The organism is Methylobacterium sp. E-045 (genome assembly GCF_022829685.1).
GTDB lineage: Bacteria > Pseudomonadota > Alphaproteobacteria > Rhizobiales > Beijerinckiaceae > Methylobacterium.
On the sequence record NZ_JAKSYE010000065.1, the window covers coordinates 1 to 12,263 of the forward strand.

Below are 12,263 nucleotides of genomic sequence, written 5' to 3' on the forward strand. Positions count from 1 at the left end.
CGCGCTCGGCGGCATAGGCATAGCCCGGCGCCGCGCCCGGAAAGCCGCCGCCCGTGGCGGGATGGGTGTACAGCTCGGTGAGGCCGTCCGGCAGGTGGCGCAGGAGCCCCGCCACGCGCTGCGGCGTCATCGCGCCGGAGACGATCGCGGCCCTGGCGGATTCCGGGGCGGTGAGGGGCGGGTTTTCGGACTTCTCTTAGAGCATTTTCCGTAATCTCTGGATCACGGAAAATGCTCTAACCTGCTGTGTAGCCGCATTTTCTTCACGCGAGCCGGCGTCCACCTCGCTTGAAAATGCTCTAGGCCCCGGCAAAGAAAAGGCGGCCGTCGCGTGATGCGACGGCCGCCTTTTTTCATGGACCGTTCCTCGGCCCTACTTCACCGGCACGGGATCGGACTTAGCCGGCCTGAACCCCGCCACGGCATCCTCGCCCTCGGGGCGCTTCGGGTCCGGCCTCTTCGGCGGCGGGCCGAGGAAGGCGGGGACCACGAAGAACGCGGCGACGAGGGTGAAGAACAGCGACAGGGCGAGGAGTTTGCCCATGCTGGCCGTGCCGGGATGGCTCGACAGGACCAGGGAGCCGAAGGCGGTGCCGGTGGTCAGGGCCGAGAAGAAGATCGCCCGCGTCAGGCTGGAGGCCAGCATGTCGGTGACGCCCGCCCGCCAGGCAATGACGTAGTAGATGTGGAAGGCCACGCCCACCGCGAGCATCAGCGGCAGGGCGATGATGTTGGCGAAGTTCAGTGGCATGCCGACCACATGCAGCGCCATCAGCGTCCAGAGGGTGGCGAGGACCAGCGGGCCGAGGGTCATCGCCACGTCCCAGGGCTTCCGCAGGGCCACCGACAGGATGATGAAGATCGCCACCAGCGCGGTCAGCGCCGCCTGCACGAAGGCGCCGAGGATGGTGTAGCTCGACGAGGTCGTCGCCACCGGCGCGCCGGTCGCGTGCGGGGCCACGGTCTGCACCTCCTTGGCGAAGCGGCGCAGCACGACGTTGTCGTTGGCGTCGCCGCTCGGATGCACCTCGATCCGGGCACGGCCGTCGGCGGCAATCCACTCGGCCCTCAGCTTCGGCGGGATGTTGGCGAGAGTGACCTTCTCGGGGGCCAGCATGCCGCGCAGGCGGTTGAGCAGGGTGTTGAGATCGGTGGTGACCGCCACGTTGGCGGCCTGACGCAGCTGCGGCGTGGCCGCGGCAAGGGACTCGAGCGTGCCCGAGAGCGAACCGGCGGCCTTGGCTCCGTCCGCGTCACCGGTGGCGATGCCCTTGAGCGCGGTGGCCGCCTCCTTCAGCGCCTTCACCGTGTCGGCATCGGTGGGCGGCGGCGGCTTCCTCGCCGGGTTCAGGATGGGGCCGAGGAGTTCGGCCGTCTCGGCGATGCTCGCGAGCTTCTGGTCCTGATCCGGAGGGACGAACGTGTCGATGTCGATCACGCGGGCGACCGAGGGCAGGGCCCTCAGCTTGGCCGCGAGCTCGGGCACCGCCTGCACGTTCAGCGCGATCACGTCGATGAGGTTGGGGCTCGTCTCCGGATCCTTGATCAGGTCGAGATAGGTGGAGATCGATTCCACCTTGGTGCTGCGCAGGTGCATCGGGTTGGAATCGAAGGGCAGCTTGAACAGCAGCGGGATGCCCGCCACCGTGATCACGCCGACGATGACGAGCACGATCTTGCGGTGCTCGATGATCCAATGGTCGACGCCGGCGAGCCATGTCGTCTCCACCGCCCGCGCCTCGCCCTTCGGCTTGAACACCGCGATGAGGGCAGGGAGCAGGGTGAGCGAGAAGAGATAGGCGACGATCATGCCGACGCCGGCGATGAGGCCGAGCTCGGACACGCCGCGGAACGCCGTGGGCAGGAAGGCGAAGAACCCCGCCACGAGGGAGATGGCGGCGAGACTCAAGGACCAGCCGACGCCTCGCGCCGCGGCGCGGATGGCGCTCGACAGGTCCGGCTGCTCGAACCGGTCGGCCCGGTAGCGCACCGCGAACTGGATCCCGAAATCGATCCCGAGCCCCACGAACAGGGCGGCGAAGGCCACGGAGATCGGGTTCAGCTCGCCCACCATCAGGAGGCCGAGGGCCGCGGTGACGATGAGACCGGCGAAGGTGGTGATCAGGACCGCACCGACGAGGGGGGCCGAACGCAGGGCCAGCCAGACGAACAGGATGATGGCACCGGCCGTGACGCTGTAGTTGAGGAAGGCGTCCTCGGCGAGGGTGGCGAACTCGTCGTCGGCCACCGCCACCGGGCCGGTGAGGCGCATGCGCGGGTTGTCCGCCCCGGTAAGGCCGCCGAGGGTGTTGATCTTCAGGTCGGTGGCGATGCGCCGGACCAGGGCGGAGGCCTCGGCACCGGGCTGGAGCGCGGCGTAATCCAGCTTCGGCTGGATCATGATGAACTTGCGGAGTTCCGTACCCTGGGCCTTGCCGCCGGAGAGGAGCAGCTGCCAGGAGAGGCGGGCCGGCTCTCCCGCCAGCACCTTGCGCAGCACCTCGTCGATCCGGCTCATCGGACCTTCGAGGTCCTCGATCTTGGCGTCGCCGCTCTTGATGCCCCGTGCGCCGAGGCCGAGCACCCGCATGAGGCCGCGGAGGGACGGGTCGGCGGCAAGTGGACCCAGCAGCCCCTGCTGCTGGACGAGCTGATCCATGGTCTTGGTCAGCTCTTCCTGCGGCATCAGCAGGAAGCCGTTCTTGTCGTAGAACGGACCGCCATCGGGGCGGTAGACCGTCTCGATCTGATTCGGGTGGTCGAGGAGCGCCTTGGCGAACGTGGCCGCGGCCTGTTCGGCGACCTCGGGCGTCTTGCCGTCGATGACGGCCACGAGGGTTCCCGTCCGTTGCGGAAACGCCTTCTCGTAGTTGATCTCGTCCTGGCGCCAGGGCACATCCGTGTCGATGAGACGCTCGACATCGGTGTTGATGCGGAAGAGGTGAGCGGCGAGCGCCGCGCTTCCGACGGTGAGGAGCGCCACCAGGCCGATGACCAACCAGCGGCGTTGGACGGAAAACGCAACGAGACGTTCGATCACAAGTATCCTACCTGACTAGCGACGCTGGCCCCGCCCGAACGAAACCGGCCGGTGTCGCGGATGCGAGGGACAGGCGAGGATCTCGGCGCGGGACCGGTCTTGGTCCAAGGGTCGGTTACCACCTGTCGAGGCAATCCACGAGTCCCGGCGGCACATCGAGGCGAAGGCATGCCTCGGCGACGGCCGATGCCGCACCGGCCCGACCCTACCGACGCCCCCCCTTCGATCGATGGTGTCCGTACTCATCGGCTGGCGGAAATGCAACGCTGCCCCATCCTCTCGACCGCCGGACGCGGCCATGTGCGTCCGCGCACCGCACCATCTCTGCGGCTCGACGGACCGTCGTCCGAGGCGCCGGGCCGACCATCCGTCGCTCCGAGGTCGCGCAGTTCTGGCATTCGCTGGCCGAATAGGAAAAAGCACCACGGTTCAGCATAAGGATGGGATAACGCCGGAACACGGGAGCGCGAGGACATGCGCTTCCCTGTGGCCGTATTGCCCCATGACCGCTCAAACACGCATCGTGCGCCGGCCGTACGGGCGGATCAAGATCCGTTCCAGCCTAGTGCGCTGGAATTTCGCCGCTTTTCGCGGTAATGCACCGGTTCATATCGGGGCCAAAAACAAGGAGCCGCGTCTTGGGTATTCCCCTCCGTTACGTCGCGAAGATTGGCGGCTACATTCTCAAGCAGCACCTCACCGGTCGCAAGCGCTACCCGCTCGTGATGATGATGGAGCCGCTGTTCCGCTGCAATCTCGCCTGCGCCGGATGCGGGAAGATCGACTATCCGGACGAGATCCTGAACAAGCGTCTCCCGGTGGCCGACGCCCTCGAATCTGTCCGCGAGTGCGGCGCACCCATGGTCGTGATCGCCGGCGGCGAGCCGCTGCTGCACAAGGATCTGCCGCAGATCGTCGAAGGCATCATCGCGCAGAAGAAATTCGCGATCGTGTGCACGAACGCGCTGCTGCTCGAGAAGAAGATCAAGGACTACAAGCCCAGCCCGTACTTCACTTGGTCGATCCATCTCGATGGCGACAAGGAGATGCACGACCAGTCGGTGTGCCAGCGCGGCGTCTACGACAAGGCGGTCTCGGCCATCGCGAAGGCGAAGGAGATGGGCTTCCGCGTCACCATCAACTGCACCTTCTTCAACAATTCCTCGGCGGACAAGATCGCCGACTTCTTCGACACCGTGACGAAGCTCGGGATCGACGGCATCACCGTCTCCCCCGGTTACGCCTACGAGCGCGCCCCCGACCAGCAGCACTTCCTGAACCGCAAGGCGACGAAGGACCTGTTCCGCGGCGTGTTCCGGCACGGCAAGGAGAAGGGCCGACAGAACTGGACCTTCCAGCAGTCGGGCCTGTTCCTCGACTTCCTGGCCGGCAACCAGACCTACCATTGCACCCCGTGGGGCAACCCGACCCGCACCGTGTTCGGCTGGCAGAAGCCCTGCTACCTGCTCGGCGAGGGCTACGCGGCGACCTTCAAGGAGCTGATGGAGGAGACCGACTGGGATTCCTACGGCACCGGCAACTACGAGAAGTGCGCCGACTGCATGGTCCATTCGGGCTATGAGGCCTCGTCGGTGGTCGATTCCGTGAAGAAGCCGTGGAAGCCGCTGATCCACGCCATCCGCGGCATCAAGACCGAGGGGGAGATGGCTCCCGAGGTCAGCCTCGAGAACCAGCGTCCGGCCGAGTTCGTATTCTCGCGCAACGTCGCGCAGAAGCTGTCCGAGATCAAAGCCTCGGGCGTCGACACCAAGCGCGAGGCGCGCAACCGCACGGCGGCCTGACCCCGCCGCACGCGACGCGTGCCCCGAAACAAAAGCCCCGCGATGCCGATGCATCGCGGGGCTTTTTTTGTGTGCGCCGAGATGAAGCCGGGGAGCGTCAGGGGTTCGGCAGGCCGAGGCCGGATCCGAGGGTGGCCCTGCACCGGGAGAGCGCGGCGAAGGCTCGCCCCGAATCACGGGCGAGGCGGATCAGTGCCGGCAGATGCGCGGGTCGCCGGGCGAGGGCCGTGAGAACGGCGAGAAGGTCGGGATCGCCGTTCGGCTTCAACGCCGTGGCGACGAAGGCGGGCAGCGCGCGATCGGCCGGGTCGCAGACCACTCGAATCGCCGCGAAGGGAAGCTTGTGGCGATCGGCAAAATCTGCGGCGACATGGGATTCCATATCCACCGCCGCCGCCCCGGTGCGGGCGTGAAGACCGGCCTTGGCCTCGACGCTCATGATCGCGGCATCGACTCCGGCGAGGTCGGCGGAGAGGGTCGTCAGATCGGCTCTCGACAGGGCCGAGTGGAGCGCGTCGCGCAAGACGGCATCGGTCTCTCGGCGTCCCGTTTCACCGACGATGCCGGTGGCGATCACCACGTCGCCGGGGACCAGCGACGGATCGAGCCCTCCCGCGATGCCGAAGCTGATCACGGCACGACATCCGGGCTCCCGGCGCAAGTCGAGCAGAGCGCGCAGGCGTTGGGGAGATCCGCCTGCTCCCACGGCCTCGATTCCGGGACCGGCGGCGAGCCGGGCCTCCTTGGAGAGGCCGGTAACGGCGAGAATGGGAAGCATGGGATGTCCAGCCAGCACTCCCTCTCCCCTCTGCGGGGGAAGGTGGCCCTCGCGTCGGCGAGGGTCGGGTGAGGGGAGCGCGGTGTCCGAGGAGGGCGCCCCCTCTCCCGCAGAGGGGAGAGGGTCGAGGAGAGCCTACATCCCGTAGGCGACGGACCGCGTGTTGCTGCGCTTGAGGTTGCGATAGCGGGCCATGGCCCAGAGCGGGAAGAACTTCGGGTAACCGTGGTAGCGCAGGTAGAAGACCCGCGGGAACCCGGTCGCCGTGTAGCGCTCCTCCGACCAGAACCCGTCGGCCCCCTGCGTGCGTGTCAGGTAGTTGATGCCCCGCGTCACGGCCGGATCGTCGGCCTCGCCCGCCGCCATGAGGGCGAGCAGCGCCCAGGCGGTCTGGGAGGCGGTGGAGTAGCCGGGCTCGAAGGCCGGATCGATCTTGTAGGACGAGGCGTCCTCGCCCCAGCCGCCATCGGGGTTCTGGATGCGGATGAGCCAGGCCACCGACCGGCGGATCTCCGGCGAGGCCGGGTCGACTCCGGCGGCGTTGAGGGCGCACAGCACCGACCAGGTGCCGTAGATGAAGTTCATGCCCCACCGGCCGTACCAGGAGCCGTCTTCCTCCTGGTCGTCGAGGAGGTATTTCACCCCGCGATCGAGAGCCTTCGAAGTCTCGCGGGTCTCGCCCAGCTGCGAGAGCATCGAGACGACGCGCGCCGTGACGTCGGCGGTGGGCGGATCGAGCAGGGCGCCGTGATCCGAGAACGGGATGTTGTTGAGGTAATGGTGGTTGTTGTCGGCGTCGAAAGCCGCCCAGCCGCCATCGCTCGATTGCAGGCCCTCGACCCATTCGCGGGCGCGGGCGATGGAGGCGGCGTAATCCGGCACGTCGGCGACGAGACCGTGCTGGCGCGTCGCCCGGTCCATGGCCATCACCACCACGGCGGTGTCGTCGAGGTCGGGGAAGTGCGGATTGGCGTATTGGAACGCCCAGCCGCCGGGGCGGACGTTGGGGCGTCCGGCCGCCCAGTCACCCTTGATGTCGAGCACCTGGAGCGGACGCAGCCAATCGAGGCCGCGCCGGGCCTGATGCTCGGCATCGGGGCCGCCGGCTTCCAGCAGGGCATGGCCGGCCAGGGCCGTGTCCCAGACCGGCGAGAGGCAGGGCTGGACGTAGGCCTCGTGCTCCTTGACCACGACGAGTTTCTCGACCGCCTCACAGGCGATCCGCACCTGCGGGTGATCGGCGGGGTAATCGAGCACCTCGTACATGAGCACGGTGTTGACCATGGCCGGGAAGATGGCGCCGAGGCCGTCCTCGCCGTTGAGGCGCTCGCTCGTCCAGGCCACGGCCTTGTCGATGCCGCGCTGGCGGCGCTTCTTCGGGAAATAATCCTGCGTGACCTGCAGCAGCCGGTCGATGGCGCCGAAGATCGGCGTCCAGGGCCAGGTCGCGTGCGGGCTGCCGGGCCAGGACCGGACATGGTCCGGGGGGGTCACGAACAATTCGGCGACGCCGAGGCCGAGGGGGTTCTTGGCGAGGGGCTTCTTGGCCTGCAGCACCAGCAGGGGCACAATCACGCAGCGCGCCCAGTAGGAGATCTTGTCGAGGTGGAAAGGAAACCACTTCGGCAGATGCATGATCTCCACGGGCATCACCGGAACGGCGCGCCACGGCACCTCGCCGAACAGAGCCAGCAGGAAGCGCGTGAACACGTTGGAATTGGCGGCCCCGCCGCGCGACAGGATGGCCTCGCGGGCGCGCCGCATGTGCGGAGCCTCGATGGAATCGCCGACGAATTTGAGCGCGTAATACGCCTTCACGCTGGCGCTCATGTCGAACGGCCCGTCATGGACCAGGGACCATCCGCCGTGCTTGCCCTGCGTCCGGCGCAGGTAATTGCCGATCTTGGCCATCAGATCCGGGGGGATCGCGGTCGCCCGGAACTGGTGGAACATGATGTATTCGGAGGGGATCGTGGCATCCGCTTCGAGCTCGAAGCACAGATGCCCGTCCGCATGGACGAGGTTCGTCAGCGCCTGCGTCGCCCGCATGACTCCATGCTCGACGTCGTCCAGGGAAATCTCCTGGGTCTTGGGACGCTGGAGCGTCTCGACCTTCTTGAATGCCTCTCGCATCGTCCTCGCCTCAAGCGCCGCCTGACGCGGCCCCTCCCTCACGCCGCGCCGCGCGTCATCGCTTCACCGCGTCCACGCGCTCCCTTGAGAAGCGCCTGTGCGGCCGTCGTTCCCGAACGGATCGCCCCCTCGATCGTCGATGGCAGGCCGGTCGCGGTCCAGTCGCCTGCCAGGACGAGATTGTCGTGGGCCGTCACGGCGCTCGCGCGCCGTGCGGCCTCTTCGGGCGTCGCCGCGAAGGTCGCCCGTTTCTCCTTGACGATCTGCCAGCTTGGCAGTTCCGGTGCAAGTCCGGTCAAAGTCGAGAGCTCAGCCCAGATCCTTCTGGCCAAGTCTTCGCGCGGCACATCGAGCAGGCGATCGGCGCCACTGATGGTCACCGACAGTCGGTCCGGATAGGCGAAGAGCCATTCCGTCAGACCATTCACCACGCCGAGCAATAACGGCGCGCCCTGTGGAGGAAGGATCGCGAAGTGAGCATTGACGATCGACCGGTAGGATTGCGGAACGGCCAGGCCCGGCAGCAGATCGGACGCCACCCAGGGCGGCAGGGCCAGCACCACCGAATCATCGGGGCCGAGCGTGATGGATTCGTCGCTGAACAGCAGCGTATCAACACGGCCCGCATCGGCGCCGAGGCCGCGCAGGCGACGGCCGAAGCGCATCTCGGCGCCGTGCCTTTCCAGATACGACAGGGCGGGATCGATGAAGGCGACCGAGAGGCCGCCGACGGCGACGAGCGGCCGGCAGGCTGCGCCGCCCGCGCCCAGGGTCTCGCGCAGGATCGTGGCGGCAAGGCCGACGTCGCTCTCCTGCGGATCGGTGTTGAGGGCGGCGAGCAGCACCGGATGCCAGAGGCGCTCGTAGAGCGGCCCCGAGCATTCCATGCGTTCGCCGATCGTGCCGCCGCGACCCGGCGCCTTGCCAGAGGCGGCGCGCAGAATGCTCAGGGGCGCGAGGTAATCCATGGCCCGGCTGCCGGGCACGCGGCGCGACGCCTGCAGCACCCACCACGGCACCCGTCCGGCATTCGGCCGCAGGGTCCAGCGCTCGCCGGTCTTCAGGTCGGCGAAGGGGAACTCGGCCTCGTCCGGTCCGGTCAGGGCATCGGCGGGGGCGCCCACCAGCTTCAGGAAGTCGAGGGACGAGCGGTTGCCCGACAGCAGCAGGTGGTTGCCGTTGTCGATGGTCAGGCCGAGGGTCGAATCGAAATACGACCGGCAGCGCCCGCCCGCCTGCTTGGCCGCCTCGTGCACGATGACCTGGCGCCCCTGCTCGGCGAGGGATACGGCGGCCGACAGGCCCGCGAGCCCGGCGCCGACGACATGGACCGTTCCGGCTTGTCTTCCCGTCATCACAGGATCCCGTGACGAAGCGCGACGCCCAGAAGGGCGAGCTTCGAGGGTTTCACGCGGGCGCGGGGCATGGCCCAACCGCGCTTCAGCACCGCGTCGAGGTAGAGCCGGTAGGCCGCCGCCATCAGGCGAGGGGCCTTCGTCTCCTTGCGCGGATTGCGGTCGATGATCGTCCAGGTGTCGCGGTAATGGGCTTCCGCCTCCCTCGCCACGGCGATGCAGACCTCGCCGATGCGGGGATGGGCGATGGCGGCCTGAGGCGTCGGATCGGCGAGGCCGATGGCGGCAAGCTTCTCGCGGGGCAGGTAGAGGCGGCCGCGCTCGGCATCCTCATCGATGTCGCGCAGGATGTTGGTGAGCTGAAGCGCGCGGCCCTCGTGATGGGCGAGGCGGATGCCGTCGGCCTCCGGCAGGCCGAAGATGCGCACGGACAGCCGCCCGACCGCGCTGGCGACCCGGTCGCAATAGAGGTCGAGGGTCGCCTCGTCGGGGGCGACGATGTCCTCGAACGCATCCATCGCCATGCCATCGATGACCGCCTGGAAATCGTCCCGCAGGAGGCCGTAGCGCCGGATGGGCACCACGAGGTCGCGCACGCGCGGAGCCGGATTGCCGGCATAGAGGGCGTCGATATCGGCGCGCCAGCGGTCGAGTTCCGCCGCACGGACGGGCGCGGGCCCGCCATCGTCGGCGACGTCGTCCACCGAGCGGCAAAAGGCGTAGACCGCGTACATCGCCTCGCGGCGATCCTTCGGCAGCAGCCGCATGGCGGTGTAGAACGACGAGCCGGCCGCCGGCAGGGCGGCGTCCTGCGCGTCCGAGGCCACGGAAGCGGGAGATGCGGTGGCACTCATGGCCGGGCTCCGTGGCTCGCGACGCGCGTGGCCTGACGGCGGAGAATGCGCGAGCGGAGCGGACGCCGCGCCAGCGTCGCCGCGATCCCGCCGAAAGCGGTGAGGGCGAAGCCCGCCTTGCCGTGATGGACCTTCTCCGACAGCGGATCGCGGGTGAGCAGACCCTTCGTGAGCACCACGGCGAGGCGATGGATCGCCGCGATCTCGAGGCTCAGGCGCAGGTCGTCGATGAGGTCGGGCAGCACGGCGCCCTCGTCGAGGAGGACCATGGTCCGCTCGGCGAGCTCACGGATGACGGCCCGCAGGGCAGGGGAGGCCGTGTCGGCGGCGAGCGCCTCCACGGAGACGCCGTGGCGCTCCAGCACGTCCCGCGGCAGGTAGACACGATCGTTGCGGCGATAGTCCTTTGCGCAATCCTGGAGATGGTTGATGATCTGGAGGGCGGCACAGATTGCGTCCGACGGCCCCCAGACCACCGCCGGGTCCTCGCCATGGACGTCGAGGACGAAGCGCCCCACCGGCATGGCCGAGAGCCGGCAATAGGCGATGAGGTCGTCCCAATCCTCGTAGCGGCTCTTCCGCGCGTCGAGTCGGAAGGCATCGAGGAGTTCGAGGGCGTGCGTCGGCGGCAGACCGCGCGCGGAAAGCTCGCGCTTCAGCGGCTCGGCCTCCGGGTCGGAGGGGCCCTTGCCCGTGAGGGCGTCGGCGAGCCGATCGAGAAGCTCGATCTTGCGCTCCGGCGCCAGTTCGGCATGGTCGGCGACGTCGTCGCCCGCCCGCACGAAATCGTAGAACGCCAGGATGGCGCCGCGATTCTTCGGGTGGATCAGGTGGGAGGCGACGGGGAAGTTCTCGTCCTTGTGCCCCTTGCCCGATCGCGCATCCGTCGCGGTGTCGAGAGGAGCACTCACTTCACGTACCCCGATTGGCGGAACCAGGCGAGGGCGTCCGACAGGCCCTCGCGATAGGGCCGCGCGGTGTAGCCGAGTTCGGCCCGTGCCTTGGCATCGGTGAAGAACATGCGGTAGCGCGACATCCTGATGCCGTCGATGGTGGCGAGCGGAGCCTTGCCGGTGATCCGCGCCAGCTGCTCGGAGACGAACGCGACCGGATAGACCGCGGCGCGCGGCAGTTTGATCGTCGGCGGCTTGCGGCCGACCATGCCGGCGATGTCGGCGAGCATCTGCGACAGGAGAACGTTCTCGCCGCCGAGGATGTAGCGTTCGCCGATGCGGCCATGGCGCAGGGCGAGGAGATGGCCGTAGGCCACGTCGTCCACATGGACGAGGTTGAGGCCGGTATCGACGAAGGCCGGTATCCGCCCGAGGGCCGCTTCCACGATGATGCGCCCTGTCGGCGTCGGCTTCACGTCGCGGGTGCCGATGGGCGTCGACGGGTTGACGATGACCACGGGCAGGCCGTTGCGGGCCGCCATCTCCTCGACCACCCGTTCGGCCACGACCTTACTGCGCTTGTAGGCGCCGATAGCCGTGCCGGGGGTGAGGGGTCGCGTCTCGTCGGCGGGCGTGCCGTCGTCATGCGGCTTGATGGTGGCGACGCTCGACGTATAGACGATCCGCTCGATACCGGCGCGGAGGGCCTCCTCCATGAGGATGACGGCGCCGTCGCGGTTGGTCCGGACGATCTCCTCCGGGTCCGGCGCCCAGAGCCGGTAATCGGCTGCGGCATGGACGAGGTAGCGCTGGCCGGCGAGAGCGGCGGCGACCGATGCGCGGTCGCGCATGTCGCCCTCGACGATCTCGACATCGTTCCAGACGAGGTTGGTGCGCGGGGACGAGGCCCGAACCATGATCCGCACGGGGAAGCCGGCCTTGCGGAACACGTCCACCAGGGCAGCACCGAGGAACCCACTCGCTCCGGTAATGAGAACCGGGCCGGCACCGAAACGGCTCTCGTCGAACCTGCCGGAAGGGGGGGCCTCTGTCATGTCTCTCGTAAGGTCTGGGAATCGGATAGGAATACGTGCCGGATCGGCACGTCATGCCCGGCCTTTTCCCATCGAACGGCAGGGCGAACAAGCGCAGCACTGCCACACACGGAGAGTTCCGTGCGCGGCCACACGCCTGGCGGGAGGATCAGGCGAGACGCAGGCGTCCGGCCTTCTGTTCGGGCAGGGCGGCCTTTACGGTCCTGACGATGCCGTCGGCGTCGAGGCCGGCCTCGGCGTACATCGCCTCCGGGCTGTTGTGGTCCTGGTAGGTGTCCGGCAGCGTCAGCGTCCGCACCCGCACCCGGCCCGCGTCCAGCGCGCCCTTCTCCGACAGGAGATGCAGCACGTGC

The 12,263-nt window shown here is 68.2% G+C and carries 8 protein-coding genes and 2 pseudogenes; 1 reads left to right on the forward strand and 9 read right to left on the reverse strand.

Features of this window, described 5'->3' with window-relative positions; genetic code table 11:
* Nucleotides 1-139, reverse strand: a pseudogene (locus MKK51_RS10010) (PTS cellobiose transporter); the annotation flags it as partial.
* 234 nt (nt 140-373) lie between these two features.
* On the reverse strand, nt 374-3,040 hold the full coding sequence (locus MKK51_RS10015) for an MMPL family transporter (RefSeq protein ID WP_243976792.1): 2,667 nt from the start codon (nt 3,038-3,040) through the stop codon (nt 374-376).
* Nucleotides 3,041-3,678: 638 nt separating this feature from the next.
* Here MKK51_RS10015 and hpnH point away from each other — a divergent pair.
* On the forward strand, nt 3,679-4,842 hold the full coding sequence (gene hpnH / locus MKK51_RS10020; protein ID WP_018044393.1) for an adenosyl-hopene transferase HpnH: 1,164 nt from the start codon (nt 3,679-3,681) through the stop codon (nt 4,840-4,842).
* Nucleotides 4,843-4,939: 97 nt separating this feature from the next.
* Here the strand turns inward: hpnH and MKK51_RS10025 are convergent, their stop codons facing one another.
* The 7 genes and pseudogenes from MKK51_RS10025 to MKK51_RS10055 all read right to left on the reverse strand — a co-directional run.
* Nucleotides 4,940-5,620, reverse strand: a complete 681-nt coding sequence (locus tag MKK51_RS10025) for a phosphorylase (RefSeq protein WP_243976793.1) — start codon at nt 5,618-5,620, stop codon at nt 4,940-4,942.
* A gap of 135 nt (nt 5,621-5,755) precedes the next feature.
* Nucleotides 5,756-7,753 carry a squalene--hopene cyclase gene (shc, locus tag MKK51_RS10030; protein ID WP_243976794.1) on the reverse strand — a complete coding sequence of 666 codons (1,998 nt, stop codon included), beginning with the start codon at nt 7,751-7,753 and terminating at the stop codon, nt 5,756-5,758.
* 38 nt (nt 7,754-7,791) lie between these two features.
* A complete protein-coding gene (gene hpnE / locus MKK51_RS10035) occupies nt 7,792-9,108 on the reverse strand; it encodes a hydroxysqualene dehydroxylase HpnE (RefSeq protein WP_243976795.1) in 1,317 nt (438 codons plus the stop codon).
* Nucleotides 9,108-9,962 (reverse strand): presqualene diphosphate synthase HpnD, encoded by an 855-nt coding sequence (hpnD, locus tag MKK51_RS10040; protein WP_243976796.1) that lies wholly within the window; start codon nt 9,960-9,962, stop codon nt 9,108-9,110. Before hpnD ends, hpnE begins: the two co-directional genes overlap by 1 nt.
* Nucleotides 9,959-10,873: a squalene synthase HpnC gene (gene hpnC / locus MKK51_RS10045; RefSeq protein WP_243976797.1), complete on the reverse strand. Its 915-nt coding sequence runs from the start codon at nt 10,871-10,873 to the stop codon at nt 9,959-9,961. Before hpnC ends, hpnD begins: the two co-directional genes overlap by 4 nt.
* Nucleotides 10,870-11,910 carry a hopanoid-associated sugar epimerase gene (gene hpnA / locus MKK51_RS10050; RefSeq protein ID WP_243976798.1) on the reverse strand — a complete coding sequence of 347 codons (1,041 nt, stop codon included), beginning with the start codon at nt 11,908-11,910 and terminating at the stop codon, nt 10,870-10,872. Before hpnA ends, hpnC begins: the two co-directional genes overlap by 4 nt.
* Before the next feature lie 148 nt (nt 11,911-12,058).
* A pseudogene (locus tag MKK51_RS10055) lies at nt 12,059-12,263 on the reverse strand (1-deoxy-D-xylulose-5-phosphate synthase); the annotation flags it as partial.